At 44.2% G+C, this 18,771-nt stretch carries 17 protein-coding genes; 11 read left to right on the top strand and 6 right to left on the bottom strand.

Annotated features, from left to right (window positions below; translation table 11 throughout):
* Positions 1-94: 94 nt before the first annotated feature.
* Together DV872_RS17535 and DV872_RS17530 are read left to right on the top strand one after the other, a co-directional pair.
* The gene (locus tag DV872_RS17535; RefSeq protein WP_114631253.1) at positions 95-985 is read left to right on the top strand and encodes an ABC transporter substrate-binding protein; all 891 of its coding nucleotides are present in this window, start codon (positions 95-97) and stop codon (positions 983-985) included.
* 131 nt (positions 986-1,116) lie between these two features.
* Positions 1,117-1,686, top strand: a complete 570-nt coding sequence (locus tag DV872_RS17530; protein WP_114631252.1) for a hypothetical protein — start codon at positions 1,117-1,119, stop codon at positions 1,684-1,686.
* Between the two features lie 89 nt (positions 1,687-1,775).
* On the opposite strand, the gene DV872_RS17525 is transcribed toward DV872_RS17530, so the two are convergent.
* Positions 1,776-4,682 carry a hypothetical protein gene (locus DV872_RS17525; RefSeq protein WP_158547032.1) on the bottom strand — a complete coding sequence of 969 codons (2,907 nt, stop codon included), beginning with the start codon at positions 4,680-4,682 and terminating at the stop codon, positions 1,776-1,778.
* A gap of 122 nt (positions 4,683-4,804) precedes the next feature.
* On the opposite strand from DV872_RS17525, the gene DV872_RS17520 reads away from it, so the two are divergent.
* From DV872_RS17520 to DV872_RS17495, 6 genes are all read left to right on the top strand, one after another.
* Positions 4,805-5,143: a hypothetical protein gene (locus DV872_RS17520; RefSeq protein WP_114631250.1), complete on the top strand. Its 339-nt coding sequence runs from the start codon at positions 4,805-4,807 to the stop codon at positions 5,141-5,143.
* Positions 5,140-5,694 carry an O-acetyl-ADP-ribose deacetylase gene (locus DV872_RS17515; RefSeq protein ID WP_114631249.1) on the top strand — a complete coding sequence of 185 codons (555 nt, stop codon included), beginning with the start codon at positions 5,140-5,142 and terminating at the stop codon, positions 5,692-5,694. Before DV872_RS17520 ends, DV872_RS17515 begins: the two co-directional genes overlap by 4 nt.
* A gap of 2 nt (positions 5,695-5,696) precedes the next feature.
* Positions 5,697-7,076: an NFACT family protein gene (locus tag DV872_RS17510; RefSeq protein ID WP_114631248.1), complete on the top strand. Its 1,380-nt coding sequence runs from the start codon at positions 5,697-5,699 to the stop codon at positions 7,074-7,076.
* A 1-nt stretch (position 7,077) separates the two neighbouring features.
* Positions 7,078-7,923, top strand: coding sequence for an AmmeMemoRadiSam system protein B (gene amrB / locus DV872_RS17505; RefSeq protein ID WP_114631247.1), 846 nt, complete (start codon positions 7,078-7,080; stop codon positions 7,921-7,923).
* A 30-nt stretch (positions 7,924-7,953) separates the two neighbouring features.
* A complete protein-coding gene (gene amrA, locus DV872_RS17500; protein ID WP_114631246.1) occupies positions 7,954-8,505 on the top strand; it encodes an AmmeMemoRadiSam system protein A in 552 nt (183 codons plus the stop codon).
* Positions 8,506-8,585: 80 nt separating this feature from the next.
* A complete protein-coding gene (locus DV872_RS17495; protein WP_114631245.1) occupies positions 8,586-9,962 on the top strand; it encodes a hypothetical protein in 1,377 nt (458 codons plus the stop codon).
* A gap of 9 nt (positions 9,963-9,971) precedes the next feature.
* Here the strand turns inward: DV872_RS17495 and DV872_RS17490 are convergent, their stop codons facing one another.
* A complete protein-coding gene (locus tag DV872_RS17490; RefSeq protein ID WP_158547030.1) occupies positions 9,972-10,889 on the bottom strand; it encodes a FecR family protein in 918 nt (305 codons plus the stop codon).
* A 216-nt stretch (positions 10,890-11,105) separates the two neighbouring features.
* Here DV872_RS17490 and murD point away from each other — a divergent pair, with 216 nt between their 5' ends.
* Entirely contained in the window at positions 11,106-12,464 is a 1,359-nt protein-coding gene (gene murD / locus DV872_RS17485; protein ID WP_171832125.1) for a UDP-N-acetylmuramoyl-L-alanine--D-glutamate ligase, read from the top strand.
* Between the two features lie 122 nt (positions 12,465-12,586).
* Positions 12,587-13,441 (top strand): formyltetrahydrofolate deformylase, encoded by an 855-nt coding sequence (purU, locus tag DV872_RS17480; protein ID WP_114631243.1) that lies wholly within the window; start codon positions 12,587-12,589, stop codon positions 13,439-13,441.
* On the opposite strand, the gene DV872_RS17475 is transcribed toward purU, so the two are convergent.
* Positions 13,438-14,274 carry a histidinol-phosphatase gene (locus tag DV872_RS17475; protein ID WP_114631242.1) on the bottom strand — a complete coding sequence of 279 codons (837 nt, stop codon included), beginning with the start codon at positions 14,272-14,274 and terminating at the stop codon, positions 13,438-13,440. The genes purU and DV872_RS17475 overlap by 4 nt on opposite strands.
* Before the next feature lie 292 nt (positions 14,275-14,566).
* Between DV872_RS17475 and hcp the strand changes: the two genes are divergently transcribed.
* Positions 14,567-16,207: a hydroxylamine reductase gene (gene hcp / locus DV872_RS17470; RefSeq protein WP_199563504.1), complete on the top strand. Its 1,641-nt coding sequence runs from the start codon at positions 14,567-14,569 to the stop codon at positions 16,205-16,207.
* 58 nt (positions 16,208-16,265) lie between these two features.
* On the opposite strand, the gene DV872_RS17465 is transcribed toward hcp, so the two are convergent.
* The 3 genes from DV872_RS17465 to DV872_RS17455 form a co-directional block, all read right to left on the bottom strand.
* Positions 16,266-17,495: a carbohydrate porin gene (locus DV872_RS17465; RefSeq protein ID WP_114631240.1), complete on the bottom strand. Its 1,230-nt coding sequence runs from the start codon at positions 17,493-17,495 to the stop codon at positions 16,266-16,268.
* Positions 17,496-17,585: 90 nt separating this feature from the next.
* Entirely contained in the window at positions 17,586-18,281 is a 696-nt protein-coding gene (locus tag DV872_RS17460) for a Crp/Fnr family transcriptional regulator (RefSeq protein ID WP_114631239.1), read from the bottom strand.
* Entirely contained in the window at positions 18,282-18,746 is a 465-nt protein-coding gene (locus tag DV872_RS17455; protein WP_114631238.1) for a methylglyoxal synthase, read from the bottom strand.
* Positions 18,747-18,771: the final 25 nt, after the last annotated feature.

The following is an 18,771-nucleotide window of genomic DNA, read 5'->3' as shown; positions in this document are numbered from 1 at the left end:
TGAATAGAGTCCCTTTAAAAATAGGAATTTTAAATTTATTTTATGGATTATATATTATAATTAACTGAATAACAAATAGATACAAGGGAATGCTATGCCATCTTCTACAAGAATTATAATTATTCTAATACTCTTATCACTGTTGACTTCAGGTTGTAATAAAAAAACTGCAGAGATCACAATCATTCCGGAATCAGAGAACAAAACCGTTGAAAGTGCGGATGACATGGCAGGTCAGGAAAATCAGAACAGACCCCTGTTGGAGATCGAACCAGGGGATACTGCGTTCATACTTGTCAGGGAAGATGGTGCTCCCGGAATGTATCTTGGGAGTGATGGGGAACTTCATGGATTTTATGTCGATCTTGAAAAAATGATAATGAACAGAATGGGGCAGACCTATGAATTTGTACACTATAATGATATCAGTCTCGTCATTCAGGGGATTAAATCGGGTCTCTACCATATAGCCATGGCTGTTCCAGATCTGCCTGATTACAGATCATTCCTGAATCTTTCCATTCCTTATGAGATTCTCCATTACGTAACATTCGTCAGCAAAGAGAACATGGATATAAAAGGCGGCAGTAGAGAGGAAGTCCTGAAGAGTCTTCATGGTAAGAAAGTGGGGGTTCAGACCAGAGGGCATATCTACCAGTATCTGCGTGATATAAAGGAGATTGAACTTATTGAATATCCCACAACAACCCAGGCTCTGGCAGACCTTACATCTGGAGCAGTGGATGCTGTTCCAGATGTTATGCGCATTGGTATTTATTATGCTGATCAAAATGACTGGAGTATTGAACCGAGGGGGGAGGTAATAATGAATCAGAAACTGACAACCGCCTTTTCTAAAAGACTGGATAAAGGCCTGATGAATCGTTACAACAGTGCTTTACAGTCACTTATCCTGGATGGTAGCCTCGAATCCCTATATAAAAGTTATTTTGGAACTATGGATGAGGACAATAAACCCTGGTGAGATATTTGGAAACTACTTGAAAGAATAAAAGGCTGAGGGGAAAATATCATTCCCCCTCCCCTTATTAATTGACAAATGGACCATGTAGGGACACAATTAAATAAACCACCGTTTTCATGAAAAGGATCATTATGAAAGTTAAGATGTCAGCTTTCTTCGGAATCAGCACTCTCCTGTTCCTCTTTGCTTCATGTTCCTCACTTCCTCTCCCAGGCACTCCCACAGAAAGTCTTTTTATCCTCTGCGGAGAGCTTGAAAGAGACCTTGGAACAAATGTAGAAGGCCATGGGAATACCACCGAAAATATTAGGGTATCTGTCGTAAATCTTGAAACAGGGAAAGAGAAGGATATGGTATTCTACCCCTCAAAGAGTTTTATAAGTACGACTCTTGAACCCGGCCGATACGCGATGAAAAATACAGTGGGAGTTACTGTGAGAGAGAAGAGGGGGAACTGGACAGATACGAGAACTGAATACATCCAGCCAACCCCGTTTCTAATAGAAGAATCTACCGTGTTTATAAGTCCAACCATTTTGAGGATGAATGCTAGAAACGGCTGGTACAGCTTTTCAAGCTACACCAGTATGTCATCAAGTAATGCACTCAAAAAGAACTCAATGGAAGACTTATTTGATGAACGCCGATTTAAAGCCTGGGAACTATACCAGATTGTAGGCTGGGAAATAAAAGAAGAGTAAACCTTAAAGCCAAAAAGAGAACAGACAATAAAAAGGCAGCTGTTGAGGCTGCCTTTTTTTCCTTTGGGGATCAAAGAGATTCCGAAGACTCAGAATGAAACCCTCAACGCCAGCCCCAGACCGCCCGTATCATTCATGAAAGTATTAACATTGAAATCTGCTGATGCTGTCTCTTCGGTTTCCTTAGGTCTGACCGCTTTATAACGGTTATAATTATTTGTGTAGGTCCAGCCATAACGTGTATCAAATATTCCTGCAGCAAGACGGATTCCGAAAGCAGCACTTAGAATGTATAATCCCTTTGTCTCTCCGAGCCTTTCAAAAACTCTGGCCATACTCATACTGCCGGGATTTCCGATATCATAACGGTCGGTTCCCCAGGGTTCATAATCATCAGAGATCAATGAGTTCATTTCAGACAGTCCCCAGATCGCAAGGGCATCTGCCGAAAGTCCTGCAATCAGAAGCCCGACGTTGAAGCGGCCGCCATGAAGATGAGAAAAGATGGGAGGAGAAAATATTCCCCCTATGACCGAATATTTAAGAATATCACCAGCCGCATCATTTTGAATGGCAACAGAAGTTGTTGCTCCGATCAAGCCCAGAACAGGAGGAACAATACCTGTCCAGATACCGATTCTTGAGGTTGCCCGTATACTTCTGTATTTATCCGGATCTGTTTCATACAGATCATTCATATCAAGTCGTTGTATCTGCTTTCTGTTATACCCGGTCAAGGTTGAATCCAAAGCTATTTTAAGGGCTGTTTCCGTACCCCAGGCACTGGCCAGACCGAATACCGTCATAGCTCCGATTTCAGTCGTAATCTGCAGGGCTCTCTGAGTTTCAGCATTTTTTCTAAGTTCACTGACCTCATCAGGATCAGTACTTTCCTGATATTCCACGTATGAATTGGCAGCATTATTGCCTAAGTAATCCTGCAGTATAAGAAGACCGAATGTAGAGCCGAGAAATACTGAAGTTGTCACTATATTTCCTGTGTGAGTCTTCCAGTTTACTTCACCTCTTGCGGCTCGATCCTTCTTTACAGCAACCCGGTTTCTATCAATACGCCGATCAAGGTCGGTACTGTACTGTGCTATCTCAGGGTAGATAACAGGAGCGTTCAAAGGAGTAAGACTTTTAATTCTTGCGTTATAGGAGTCGGCAATAAAGATATCTCCCCCCGGACCGAGTGCGATTCCCGTAGGCAAAGAAAACTGGTCCGGATCAGTACCGTATTGACCAAAAGTGGTGATAAGCTCTCCACCGGGTGTATATTTGGCAACAGCATTGTCATCATAGAGAGTGATATAAAGAAAACCCGTACCATCCACTGCGATCCTGGATTCAGGCTTTGCCAATGAAAGTTCAAGATTCTTTAACAGGATTCCTTTGGCATCAGTAATATAGAGATGTCCTGATTCAGGATAGAACGCATTAAGGTGTCCGGCCTTATCAAAGAAGAGATCTCCGGGACCGGAAGACTCAGGGCTGAGAACTTCTGTCAGATTTTCTTCAATACTGTAATAACGATCCGGCAGCTGCAGTTTACCTGAGTCATCATACACTCTGGCCGTATCAATAACTCGTATGTGATTATCAGAAACCAGATAGATAAGTCCGCTTCCGGAAATTGTCAGTTTAACCTCAGTGCTGCCTTCTGCAAAATCAGGAATGGGCAATACTTCTGTAGTTTCTAAAGTATCATCCAGGATCTGAATCTCAGTACTTTCAGGCTCCCATAGATACAGCTTCCAGCCTGAAGTATAAAAATCACCTTTGTAATGCTCTTCAGTCTCCCCTTCAAGGGCTCTGAGCAAAATATTGTCATCTGCAGGATTCCACTGATACAGGGTATTAACAGAATCTCTATCGTAGGCTGTGAAATAGACAAGATCTCCCCCCCCAAGCTGAACTTTTTGAGGTTCAGAAAGAAACAGTTCTTGAGAGCTGCTCAGTAATTTCACTTCATATTCGGTTTTGACAAGAGAAGAGATTCCCTCATATTGCTGCAGCGATTCATCAAAGCGGACTTTCTTTGAATAAAAAGACTCATCCGCCTCTTCCATTCTCCCCTGAAGTGTAGCTGTAGCCAGCTCTCCCGCCTTATCCAGATAATTCTGTCTTAAGCCTTCAAGGTCCTCATCATATTCAATGGCAAGGGTTCTATTCTGAAAAGCTGTCAGTTCTTCCATAAACTGTTCGAAATTATCTTTATCCTGCCCAAGAGTAATAAGAGCAGCACCCTGCTCCTCCATCCATTGAAATTCTTCAGGAGTTCCAGGAGGTATGGTGAATTCAACAACTGTTTCCTGATCTTCCACAACTTCAATCATATCTGTAAAGACAAGTTCAACACCTGTCAGGCGTCTCTGTGATATTGAGACCTCATACTGACCATTCAGTACCTTTTTGAATGTTTTGTCAGGATTTCTGAGGGGATAGGTATCCAGATTGACTGTATAGTTGCCTTTACCACCCTTCTGAACAAGGCTGATAGATCCAAAAGCAATTTCTATATCAGAAAGCTGGGAAATAAGTCCTGCTGTGAGCTCATCTCCCGCATCAAATACTTCGAGCACAGAATAGGCCTCGGCACTTTCGGTATTAGTGACTCTGGCTTTTTTTACGTTATAGAGGGAAATGGTGAATTGAAATACATCATCAACCTGCACCATGTTTCCATAGACGATCTCATCGATACCCTCTTCAAGGGCAACCTTCTTCACAGCCTCCCTGTCTGAAGGATCAATTCTCTGGAGTTCGGCAAGGTTTACCTCTTCCTCTCCAAGAACTCTGTAGTCCTTCAGGAACTCAAGAACCAGAGAAACTGTATCTGTAATTGTACTGCATAGAGGGTTATACTGATCCGATCCTGTTCCATTTTCCATAGCTACTACAACAATACGTGAGCGGAAATCGACCTGAGCACTCAGGGGAATCGTCAGGAACACCAGAAGAACAGAAAATATCAGAATTGACCGTTTGTTCATTCTTAAATAATAAACACATAACATCCATTTGTAAATTAAAGTGTTTATTTACTTTTGCATTTTCCTCATATATACAATTTCCAATGGATTTTTTTACCTGAAAACGATAAAGTAACTCTGTCATGATATTGTTAATCCATAAAATTGCAGGAATCCTTCTCTTTATCTCACACTCTATTTTTCTATTCAGATCCGCTGTTCTTCTTCGAAAAGGATTACCCCCCTCAAAAGGGGACCGCCTCTTCATGAGTCTATCCCAGGTAATCCTTCCTTTTGCAATTATCAGCGGATTCATAATGATAGGCAGAGTTTCTGTCTATCACCTGATTCCCGGAATCATGCCCCTTATAATGATGTTTATTCTGTCCAGGAGAAGTGTCAGAAAAAGACAACCTCTTCTGCTGCCTCTTATCAACTGGATATTTATCACTGCGGCTCTTCTTACAGGAGTTCTCTTATGACTTTATTCGATGGACGAATTGAAACGATGTGTGGCGATATCACTTCCATAGACTGCAATGCAGTGGTGAATGCAGCCAACTCATCCCTCCTTGGAGGGGGCGGTGTAGACGGAGCCATTCACAAAGCAGCCGGTCCCGGCCTCCTGGAAGAGTGCCGAAGAATCAGGAAGGAACAGTATCCAGATGGACTTCCTGCCGGGCAGGCTGTCATCACAGATGCCGGCGGAATGAACTGCTCAAGGATTATTCACACAGTGGGTCCTGTCTGGAAGGGTGGAGGATATAATGAGGAGGAAACTCTGGCCTCCTGTTACAGTAATTCCCTCAACCTGGCAGAAAAAGAAAAGCTCAGGACTGTAGCCTTCCCGGCCATCTCGACGGGCGTCTACGGCTATCCTCCTGAAAAAGCGGCTCATGTAGTGTACAGGACAATGAAACAGTTCCTCCCGGCACTCAGTTTCCCTGAGAAGGTGCTTCTTGTTTTTTTCTCTCAGAATGGAGAGACTCAATTTCTAAATGCCTTAAAGGGTGAGCCGGGGATTCAGAATTGAGTATGAACTGGCTTGAAATAGATAAGATACTGGAAGAGCTGCCCCTGGAAGGCTCCTTCCTTCAGAATATCAGGCAGAGCAGCTATTCCCATCTTATCTTTGAATTTCACCGCCCCGGACGCAGTTTAAACCTTCTAGTCTCACTCGAACGCGATTCGCTCCGTATCCACGAAATGAGCAGGAAAGAAAAATCACTCCCCAAACCTCCCCGTTTCACATCCTATATGCGCTCCAGAATCAAGGGTGCCCGGATACTTAAGGCGAAACAGCTGGGAACTGACAGAATTATCCGTCTGGATCTGAAGAAAGGAAATCTGCGGGACATCCTGTATATCCGGCTCTGGGGCGGTGCTGCCAATCTGATTCTCTGTGACAGTGAGAATTTTATTCTGGATGCCTTTTCAAGAAGACCGGCCCGGGATGAAGTTCCCGGGAAATTATATGCCCCCCCTGCGGACAGCCCCGCTCCGAAAAAACAGTTTGTTCCGCGATCCTGTCCGGAAAACTATGAAACTTATAATGCCTTTTTTGAAGATCTCTACAGTGACCGGGAACAGAGCGAAGACATAAGACTCCTGAGAGAAAAGGCCTTGAGACTGCTGAAGGTAAGGGAAAACGGTATACGAGCCCGGCTGAAAACTCTGGAAGAGCGGGTATCTGGATACATGAATGAAAATATCTACAGGGAAGATGCGGATATACTGATGTCCTCACTCCATCTGATAACAAAAGGACAGAAAACTTTTATTCCAGAAGAGACAAAAAGAGTGATCCCCCTGAACAACAGCAAAACGGCTGTTGAAAATGCACAGGATCTGTATAAAAAAGCATCCAAGGCTTCACGGGGAAGAGCTCTGACAGAAGAGGAAATAGAAAACCAGCAGCAGAAGCTCAAGTCTGTGGAAAAGGAGCTGACAGATCTCGATGAGATTACAGACCCCGATATACTGAAGCAGATGATTCCTCCTGAAAAGGAAGTGATAAAATCCAGTATAAAACCCTCTCCGGGACTGCAGTTTGAATCCGGAGGGTTTCCGATCATTGTGGGACGTTCCGCCAAAGAAAATGAAGCCATTCTGGGCTCCTTTGTCAGGGGTAATGATTACTGGCTTCATACCAGAGACTATCCGGGAGCCTATGTTTTCATACGTCTTCCACGGGGAAAGACAGTCCCCCTGGAAACACTCCTGGACGCAGGAAACCTGGCCCTTTTTTACAGCAAGGCTAAAAATTCGGCTGTTGCAGATCTGTACTACACACAGGTAAAATATCTAAGAAAACCTAAAGAAGGAAAAAGAGGACTGGTTCTCCCCACCAGAGAAAAAAACCTGCATATAAAACTTGATGAAGATAGAATCAGACGGCTGAAGGGATTGAAATAGAATGGACATTTTAAAAAGAGATATCAGAGAAACCATTGTCAGCGGTCTTTTCTATCCGGATGAACCGGAAGTACTGACTCAGAGAGTCAATGAACTCATGGAAAACAACAAGGCTGATGACGGGGCTGAATCTGCTCAGGTCATTTTAACTCCCCACGGAAGCTGGGAACAGTGCGGTGACTGCATTGCCTCGGCATTCAGCTCTGCAAAAGATTACAAACCGGACAGAATACTTCTTATGGGACCGGTCCACAGAGAGAAAAAAACTCAGAAGATCTACCTGCCTTCAAAAAAATACTATAACTCCCCCCTGGGGCTTATTCCCGTGGATCAGAAAACCTGCAAAACCCTGACAGAAAATAATGAACTTTTCAGTATCAGCGATTCTCCCCATATGGAGGAACATTCACTGGAACTGCAGCTCCCCTTTATACAAATTCTATTTCCGGATATTCCAATCATACCGCTTCTTTCCGGGAATCTGAAAAGATCATCCATAAAAAAAGCCGCCGCAGTTATCAGATCAGCAATATTGGGACTTCCCGGTAGAACTCTTATTATCCTCTCGGCCAATCTGAGCCGCTACGCTCTGCTTTCAGAAACAGAAAAAGAAGCCGAAGAATTGTTAAATCATATAAACATGCCTCTGGAGACTTCTCTTCGGGAACTTGAAAAGAGCGAAGAGATAAGCAGCTGCGGAATCGTTTTATTCACCCTCCTCTCTGATCTTGGTATCTTCAGTGCCCCAAATAAAGGGCATCTCAAAGTGCGAAGCAGAAATCATACTGAAGTCATAGACCGGAAAGGAACAATGGCGGTGTATTATGCCGGAGCTCATTGGTCATAAACCGGCAATTCCCCAAGGGAGATAAGTGTTATGAAAAAATTAAGCAGACAGGAACAAAAGCAGATTCTGGACTGGGTATACAGTACCATCGGAACCGCCTTCGGGAGAGTAGAAACCGAAGTCCCCGCTGTTCTGGGAGATCTTCCCCGCTGCGGCGTCTTTGTAACCATTCATCTGAATGGAAGACTCCGTGGATGTATCGGTTCTATCGAAGGCAGAGAGGATCTTAATTACAGTCTGAAAGATGCGGCATATTCAGCAGCTTTCAAAGACCCCCGATTTCCACAGCTCAGGAAAGAAGAATGGGAAGAGTCTGATCTGGAAATATCCCTGCTAAGCCCTTTGGAAAAGATCAGCACTCCAGAGGAGCTGATCATGGGCGAGCACGGAGCACTCCTTGAATCAGGGATGTCACGAGGACTCTTTCTCCCTCAGGTTGCGACAGAACAGGGATGGGACAGAGAGACTTTTATGAATCATCTCTGTGCCAAGGCGGGACTGCCCATGGAGTTCTGGCTGGCGGGGAGTTACAAACTATACAGTTTCACGGCCCAGGTATTCGGAATGAAGGACGATAATTGATTTTTTCATATTCATAGCAGCTGATTTTTATTATATTTGCAGACAGATATCCGGCTTTCCTGCCGGTACAGGAGTATGTCATGAACCAGTTAATCCCCTTCACAGCTGAAGGTAAAGAATACAGCGGGATACAAAGCGGACTTGAACCGAAAGTTTTCAGAGCTGTAGATATATCGTCCCTTCAGAATGAACCGGGATGGATATATGACAAAGAGGGCCGGATGGAGAGCTGGAAACTGGAAGGGGCCAGTGAACAGGACGGTTCCATGATCTTTTACGGTCCCCTTATCAAGGGTGAATCATTTACAGCAGCCACTCTTACACTGGACAGATTTGAAAAAATTATCCGGGTATTTCAGGCACTTAAACATAAAGACAGCAGCTATAAGGGATTTTACAGCCGGAGCTGGTTTTTTCTGGAGGATGGCAGAGTTCTGATTCTCCCTGTCTCTCTTATGGATTTTATCCGCAAGTCAGAAAAAGAGGAGAGCAGAGTCACAAACTGGTATCCCTACAATCATCCTGACAAATTGGGTACAGAAGGTTTGGATTTCACAGCAGCAGTGCTGGCCAGTCAGCTGCTCTCCGGAACTCATCCCTATGCTCCCCTTGAGAAAGCGGAAGATGATCGTAATGAACAACTGAGAAGACCTCCCTCCCTCAGTCCGGAACTTATGATCCCCGGTTTAAAGGATGAGATTGCAGGCCTTATCAGCAGCAGCTTTAAAGCAGAAGATTCTTCTCTGAAGGAATGGAGCAGTATTATTGATCTATGGAGAAAAGACGGAGCCCTGCGGGAACTCAGCAGCACAGAAAAAGATGAAATAAAACTGAAGGCAGATCAGATAGTAGAACGGGGTGAGAAAAACCGTAAAAGACGACAGGTCTGGAGACGGAAAAACAGCTTATATATCGCAATAGGGGCAGTTGTAATTTTTCTGGGAATATTGATAAGTACTCCCATTCGGAAATCACTGGAACCCCCTGCAACCATGGGGATGGATGCCCGTCAGGTTGTTGAATCTTACTACCGCAGTTTCAATGATATGGATCAGGTGATAATGGAAGACTGCATTGAAAAGAAGCTTGGAAAGGGAGATATCGGAGAGGTCACCAATATCTTTGTTACTTCCAGAGTCCGTATGGGCTACGAAGGAGACAGCGGTATCATCAATGCTGAAGAGTGGGTTCAATCCGGAAGAGTCGCTCCCGGTTTCGGAAAGAGTATCTATGGTGTAGCGGAACTCGAAATAAATGATCTAGGCAGCGGACAGTTCCGGGTTGTATATGAAAAATGGATGCCCGGTACAACTCAGGACAGCGATATCTCAGAGGCAAAGCCTGTTCCACCCTACGGCCTGAAAGTCACAGACCTTCTGACTCTGGAAGAACAGAAAAAGGGAAACTGGCTAATTGTTGAGAGAGACAGAAAGATACGAGAGATATCCTATCCCTGAGGCAGGGCTCTATTGAAGGATAAAAGAGCGGATCAAAAAATATCCTCCCGCGGCAATCATTGAGGAACCTACAGTCATCATACCGATACCCACACTCTCTGCATCCATCAATATGTAGGCAGCGGCACCACCTCCGGCTAGAAGGGTACCGGTGATGGTTGAAACCAATGCACCCTGACGTAACTGTTTTACATCATTATGGAACAGCTGGAATGTATTCTGTTCAGTATCAGGTTCGGGTTCAAAGATAAACTCATTGACTTCCCAGAATTCCTTGACCTCCGACTCTATACGGCTTTTATTCAGAGGCGCAGTTTTATCTTCACTTGTAATTGATACCATCTCATTTCTTCTGAGTATGACAGTTGAAGTTTTTTCCTTACCCTTTGCAAAATCGGAATCAGCCACAAAGTCTTCTTCCACTTCAGTTTCCAGCTGACGCACGACTTCCACTTCACCCTCAAAACAGTAGACACTGACATTTTTCTTTTCAGGAGATGCAGGGTCATAAAAAAGATCATAACCGAAGTCGGTTCCCCGAACGCCGGCAACTGTATCCGAACCTTCAATCCAGAATGGTGTTTCTGAGGTCAGTTTCTGAACTCTGGCCCGCACCCTGCCATAGGAGACCTCAAAGGTTCCTCCCTCATTCTGCAGCGTTTTCAATGTGAATGTCGTATTTTCAGCAATCTTGATGATAGTCCCGGAACCGGCCAGTTGTATTTCAATCCATGTACCGGCCTCGCTGAGGATCAGGTCACCGCCTCTAAGCTCAAGGCCCTCGGCCTCACCCAGATATATATCGTAGTATTCGCTCTCTCCATTTCTGACAAGAGAAAATCCCTCACCTTCGGCATAAACAATTTCGGCTGAACTCTGAGCAGACAAGGGGAATGCAATCACCATTATCTGCAAACAAAAAAGCATCAGAAAGCATAATTTAGCCCTACTGTCCGATCGTATTTCCATTCAGAAATCCTCCACCTTTGGCAAGTATTCAATATTCTGTTATTATGCCCATTATACACCATTATCTGCAGAGAATCACACCCTTGGACCTCCTGCGGATAACCACCGGGACAATGTTATTTGCCTTGGCAGCACATAGATTATTCAGCCACAAGCTGATAAGGAATAATATAGATGGACTCTCAGAGCTTCAAAAATAAAAAAGTGACCGTCATGGGACTCGGACTGAACGGAGGCGGACTTGCCAGTGTACGCTTCCTGGCAGAACGGGGCGCTCATGTTACGGCAACAGACCTCAGATCTGCAGAAATACTTGCCCCCACCCTTGAGAGTCTCAGTGATCTTAATGTCCGCTATGTTCTGGGAGAACACAGAATGGAGGACTTCAGCGAGGCTGATATAGTTATCAAAAACCCCGCAGTCCCCGGCACTTCTCCTTATCTGAAAGCCGCTGCAAGAGTTGAAACAGATCTATCTCTTTTCCTCACCCTCTGTTCCAATCCCGTGATTGCGGTAACCGGGAGTAAAGGGAAATCCACTATTGTTTCCGCCCTTTTTCACATACTGAAAAAAAACAATCCGGGGTGCCGTCTGGGAGGTAACATCACACTCTCTCCATTAAGTTTTCTGGATGAGCTTCAGCCCGGAGACCCTGTCATTCTGGAACTCTCCTCCTGGCAGCTGGGAGACCTGAAAGGGAGAGATCTGCTACATCCGGAAATAGCCGTACTATCCAACATTATGAATGACCATCAGAATATGTATGATGATTTTGAAGACTATGTTGATGATAAGAAGACAGTCTACAGAGGACAGAACAGGGATCAGAAGTCCATATTTCTTCTGGATGAAAGAGGGAAAACCTTTGCATCTGAGTGCCCTGGAAAAAGTTATTTTTACAGTTACCATGACAGTCATGCAGAGATCCGGATGGACGGCAGAAAAGGATGGTTCAGACATGAAGGCAGTGAACTTGACTTGCTTCCTGAGAAATTGAAAACCCCTGGGGTCTATTTCAGAATGAACTGTCTTATTGCCGGAGCTGCAGCCATTCTATATGGCGAGAATGCCCAGACTGTTTTTTCCCGGCTCAGTGATTTTCCAGGAATAGCTCACCGCCTTGAAATGGTGAGAGAATACAAGGGAATACGCTTCTACAATGATACGACCGCCACTATTCCCGAAGCAATGACAGCTGCGGTTGAAAGCTTTGAAGAACCGGTTAAACTTATTTGCGGCGGTACGGACAAGGAACTGGATTTTTCCGGAATTTCAGACAGCCTTAAAAGAGCAGCCGGGATCTACATCCTCGAAGGAACAGCTTTTGAGAAACTGTCTGCAGAGCTTCAGAAGGCCGGGATAGCCTATAACGGTCCATTTTCCTCACTGAAAGAAGCCTTTCACAAGGCGGTTGAAACAGCTGTTGCGGGGGATGTGATTCTTATGTCTCCCGGTGCCACATCATTCGGTATGTTCATCAATGAATTTCACAGGGGTGACAGGTTCAGAGAACTGGCGGAAGAATTTAAGTAAAATTCAAAAATGGAAACGGAAGGCTTCGGAGCTGTTCAAAACCCTCCATCCTTTCTATAATGACCTCCAGTTTTCCTGTTCTTAAAAACAGGATAAATTGAGAAATGTATCCGGAGAAGACCATGAACAGAGAATCAGCCATACTCTTTCTATCCTGTATGGACAGAAAAGGGATTGTTGCAGAGATAACCCACTTTATCACCATGTATGAAGGGAACATTTTAAATTGTGACCAGCATTATGATGAATCAGGTATGTTCTTCATGCGAGTTGAATGGGATATGTCGGATTTTGCCATTAACAATAAAAAAATTGAATCTGCCTTTGAACCTATCGCCGTAAAGTTCGAAATGGACTGGCGCCTGGAGTTCTCAACAGAGAGAGCCACGACGGCAATCCTTGTTTCAAAATATGACCACTGCCTGTATGAACTTCTGATCCGGAATAAAGCGGGAGAACTGAAAACAGATATTAAACTGATTATGTCCAACCATGAAGACTGCAGACCCATTGCAGAGTACTTCAATATACCTTTTCATCATTTCCCGGTTTCAAAAGATACAAAAGCCGAGGTGGAAAAAAATCAGATTGCCCTGCTTAACAAGGAAAAAATAGATCTCATTGTTCTGGCCCGATATATGCAGATTCTCTCAGGAAAATTCATAGATGCCTTTCCCAGAAAAATTATTAATATTCACCACTCGTTCCTCCCGGCCTTTGTGGGTGCCAAGCCTTATCATCAGGCTTTTTCAAGGGGTGTCAAATTGATTGGTGCTACCAGCCACTATGTTACTGAAGATCTGGATCAGGGACCTATCATCGCTCAGGATGTAGCCCGTGTGAATCATAGGGATAATGTCAATGATCTGATAGAGAAAGGACGGAACCTGGAAAAGAGCGTTCTATCCAGAGCTGTCCAACTTCACCTGGAACATAAAATACTTGTATTTGGAAACAAAACCATCGTCTTTGATTAAAGAGCTATGGATCTCCATCCGTTTCGATCAAGTATCATCTGTTTTTTATAACCCGCATCCCCGGCTCTTTCCACGGCAAGATCAAAACCACTGTCCAGATGCTGGGGATCATGGGAATCACTGCTTATCACAATGGGAATGCCTTTTTTGAAACATTCTCTTAAGATAGGCTGTGAGGGATAAAGCTCATCCGTCGCCCCCCTGAAAATCCCCCCCGTATTAATCTCTATGGGCACAGATTTACTGTGAATGACCTCCAGGACAGTTTTTACCTTTTTCATATACCAGGGATCTGACTCATCAAGAAATCCGATTACTTTGTTTCTCTTTTTAACAACATCGATATGTCCCACAAAGTCAAAAGTCTCTCTTTTAACCATCATGGCAAGATTATCATAATAGTCTTCCACCATGCCCCTGGCATTTCCGTCATAACCTTTATCTATCAGTTCCAGGATCTGATCCTGAGGGCCGTCTACGGACATAAGGCGGTTCAGTTTTTTGGAGAAAACCATATGAATTGAACCGATTACAAAATCCAGTGTTTCCTTTTCCCAGCGCTTTTCCTGCCAGGGAGATTCGGAAACAATAAAGTCACGCTCCATCCCTGCCAATATGAGTATCTGATCTTCATATTTCTTCTGCAGCCCTCTTATGGTCTGTATATAAGTATGTACTTCATCATGAGCCAGGGGCCACTCTTCTCCCTCCAGAGGAGAGTGAGATGAAAATCCCAGGACATCAAATCCTTTTTCAAGTGCAATTTTAACGACAGTTTCAGGATCGGCAATTCCATCACAGAAATTGCAATGAGTATGGTAGTTGGTTTTCATGACTTCATCATAATTTCTTTGGAATTAAAAAACCAGTGCGGGTATTATTTTAACCCCTCTTCAACTCACCTGACTGCCTCTTTGGATAAACAGTCCATTGACTTCTGCAATCCCAGGTACATCTTAAATGCTGAATATATCATCACATCTATTTAGGTATTTAAATACTTAAATACTTCCTTTTTTGTAACATCTGTTACCGATTTAAATTTTGCGGCCTCCTATACTGCTTCTATCAACAGGAAATTATATCCCCGGCTGTAAGGGCGTGAAGGGAATTAGGGAGAATTGAATTATGAGTATGTTTTGTTACCAATGTCAGGAAGCAGCCAAGGGAACAGGTTGTGAGATTAAAGGAGTCTGTGGTAAAGAACCTGAGACTGCAGCCCTTCAGGATCTTCTGATCTATACATTGAAAGGAATCGCCCAGGTTGCCGGTACTGCCAGAGCCCAGGGTAAAGCCCTTCCCGAAGCTGACGCTGCTATCATGCGTGGTCTTTTCATGACCATCACCAATGCAAACTTTGACAATGATGTCTTTGTAAAAACTATCATCGAAGATCTTGCCCTCAGAGACAAACTGAAAGGCGAACTAGGTGACCTCGTACCCGCAGAGCTCCACGACTGTGCCACTTTTACAACTCTTACAGCTACTGCCATGAATGAAAAAGCACAGACTGTAGGTATTCTGGCTACAAAAAATGAAGATATCCGTTCTTTAAGAGAACTGATTATTATAGGCCTGAAGGGAGTGGCTGCCTACGCTTACCATGCCGATCACCTGACACAGCAGGATGAATCTGTACTGCAGTTTATGTACAAAGCTCTTTCATCAACCCTCGATGACAGTCTGACTGTTGATGAGCTGGTTGCTCTGACTCTGGAAACAGGAGAAAAGGGAGTTTCTGTCATGGCTCTCCTGGATAAAGCCAATACTGAAACCTACGGTAACCCCGAAATTACAGAAGTAAATATCGGAGTAAGCACAAATCCCGGTATCCTGATCTCCGGTCATGACCTGAGAGACATGGAAAGCCTGCTGAAACAGACAGATGGTACAGGTGTAGACGTATACACACACAGTGAAATGCTTCCTGCCAACTACTACCCCTCATTCAAAAAATACAGCCACTTTATTGGTAACTACGGTAATGCATGGTGGAAACAGGATAAAGAATTCGCATCATTTAATGGTCCCATTCTTATGACTACCAACTGTATTACTCCCCCCAAGGATAGCTATAAAGACAGAATGTACACTACCGGAGCTGCTGGTTTCCCCGGTGTAAAACATATTGAAGAAGCTGCTTCCGGAGATACAGATTTCTCGGCTGTTGTTGAACATGCGAAAAAATGCAAAGCACCCATAGAGATCGAAACCGGAACTATCGTCGGTGGATTCGCACACTCACAGGTTCTTGCTCTTGCCGACAAGGTAGTTGACGCAGTTAAATCCGGTGCCATCAAACAGTTCTTTGTTATGGCCGGATGTGACGGGAGAATGAAGGGCAGAGATTACTACAGTGAGTTCGCCAAACAGCTTCCCAGTGATACTATTATCCTCACTGCAGGATGCGCAAAATACCGTTACAACAAACTTCCCCTGGGTGACATCGGTGGAATCCCCAGAGTACTGGATGCGGGTCAGTGTAATGACTCCTACTCTCTGGCAGTAACAGCACTGAAGCTGAAAGAAGTATTTGAACTGAACGATATCAACGACCTGCCCATCAGCTACAATATTGCATGGTATGAGCAGAAAGCGGTTATCGTACTTCTGGCACTTCTCTCCCTGGGCATCAAAGACATCCACCTGGGACCAACACTCCCCGCATTCCTCAGCCCCAACGTGGCTAAGGTACTGATCGACAACTTCGGCATTGCCGGTATCGGTGAAGTTGAAGATGATATCAAAATGTTCATGGGTGCTTAATTCTCTATAGAATATTGATTTATACGGTCCCTCCGGGGACCGTATTTATAAGCAGCTGTTACCAGCCTACAGAAAAACTGAGCCCGTATTTAAAGCCCTGATCATCCTGATCTTCCAGAAGAACAGAAGCATCCATATCGCCGATGGCATATGTGACAAAGGCATGAATAACAGGATCGCTGAATACGGTACCATTACTGTCAATTGTAAGGGTCGGAGCCAGTGTAAAACGGTTCAGCATACTCTCGTCATTGCTGGTGTCATCATAAATGAAGTAATCCAGATCATATTCAAATGTGATACCGAACATATTAGTAAAGCCATAGTAGGGCCTGATTGCAAAAGCGGTCCAGATTCCGTCTGAAGCAGAATCCTGGTTTCCTCTCGACTCAATCATCACAGTAGTTCTCATGCTGATTTTATCACTGAACTCGGCTCCACCCTGAAAACCTCCACCAGTTCTATAGGCATCTGTTTCGTAATAACAGTATTCGCTGTTGTTTACACCCGTACCCAGATCATAGTATCCAAAAAATTGAGTCGAACCTTCTGCTAATCCGAAAAAGCTGCTCATTTCAAAATCGGCTTCAAATATGCCTCCATATCTGGCATCATCCGATCCTGTAGCAAATGAGGGAACAACTTTAAAAGAGAGCCTGTTATCACCCAATGAAAAATGGGGTCTCACCATCAGGGAGTGAATAGTTCCTTCACGTTCTATGGCAGGGGACACGGCAGCGGCATTATCAGAACCGCCGTAGGCCATAAAATAACCAGTATCCAGAGTTGAACTACCCAGAGCAATACCGTCTACTCCACCACCATAGGCACCGGACATATCATTAATATAATAATCGTACATATTGATCCCGATTGAATCATGATATCGGTTACCAACCCAGACAGAGACCGGTTTTTCATTCCAGCCCATTCTGATATAGGCTTCAGGAAGAATAATTCCATATTCAAGGTCGCTGATATTATTCCATCCCTTGGGGAATCCCGGAATATCCAGAGCTATTCTGGTATTGATCTGCCACCACATGGCATCACCGAGACCTGTGAACCTGAAAAGGTGCTCACTGTAATTTGACTCATTGGCAAAACGGGCCTGACTGTAGGCTCCATTTGCGGTAAAAGGGTTAGCTGTTCCCAGAGCTTCTCCCCGGGCGTTGCCGGCGATTCCGCCTCGGGCATAGCCCGAATAAGAAAATCCTGCATCCGGTGCTTCCGCGGATAAGACAGCGGCACACAATAATACTGCAAATAGAAATAATACTTTTTTCATTTTTACACCATCCTGATTCTGTATTCAATCGTAGTTTTAATTCGATAAATTATACATGATTAGAATTGGAAGTTCAAAAGAAAACGGCAGCTACCTTTTTCTATCTTCTGAGAGAAGAGACATCATAGCCTTTCGATCAAGAATGCGTACTATCTTCCCCTTGGCTTCAATATAACCGTCATTAACCAGGGATGAGATCTCCCTGCTCAGACTGGGACGGGCTACCGCCATCAGCTGTGAGAGATCCTCACGGGAATAGATCATCCGGAGTTCATCACTCCCCTGCCTGGCTGCAAGCATAAGAATATGACCCACAAGTTTCTGTTTCAGGGTTTTAAATTGAAACAGTCTTATTTTTTCTGAAAGAAAAACAAGTTTATCTCCGTTCTCTCTCAAATATGCTTTCAGAAATTCAGGAAACTCATGCATCAGGGCAAGAACCAGTTCTACCGGAATACTGAGCATATTCAGTTCTCCTTCAGCAATAAGACTGACCGGTAAGCTGTGTTCAGAAGAAAACAGTATGGCGGTTGCGGCGGCACAGGGTCCCTTTAATGTCTCAATTCGAATGAGCTTCCCGTTAGGAGCCGTCATGCAGGCTCCTGCCTCACCCGACAGTAGTATGGTCAGATCATCACAGGAATCACCCTGATTCAGAATAATCTGACCATTCCCATAATTACGGATGGAAATATCAATTTTTGAAAAGAACTCATCCAGCTTCACTATATCAACATCCTTAAACAGAGAGACCTCTGATAAAGCGATCAGTTGGAAGCGGGTCATCTAATCCATCCTGTTGATATAGGAAGAGTAGTCTTTCAGAAGCGGAGAGTATTCATCTCCCTCAAAAAGAGGGGATGATATCATAAAATCTGCAGTGGCCCTGTTATTGGCAACCGGGACATTGTATAAAACAGAAATACGCAGAAGTGCCTTCACATCAACATCATGGGGCTGGGGCTCCATTGGATCCCAGAGGAATATCAATATATCCACCTCAGAGTTGCAGATCATGGCTCCAAGCTGCTGATCCCCCCCCAGTGGACCGGACTTGAGTTTGGTAATATCAAGCTCCTCTCCGCCTCTGGGAGCCAGTTTATTTTTAAGAGCCTGTTCTACCAGTTTACCTGTTGTTCCGGTACAGATCAGTTTGTGGTTTTTAAGAGTGCTGAAATTCCACTCAACCCATTCAATGAGATCTTTCTTTCTATTATCATGTGCCACCAAACCGATTGTTTTCTTTTTCAATGTTGTGTCCTTGTTTATTACTTAT

The organism is Oceanispirochaeta sp. M1 (assembly GCF_003346715.1).
Taxonomy (GTDB): domain Bacteria; phylum Spirochaetota; class Spirochaetia; order DSM-2461; family DSM-2461; genus Oceanispirochaeta.
Note: the sequence above shows the minus strand (reverse complement) of the source record. Positions and strands in the feature narration are given on the sequence as shown.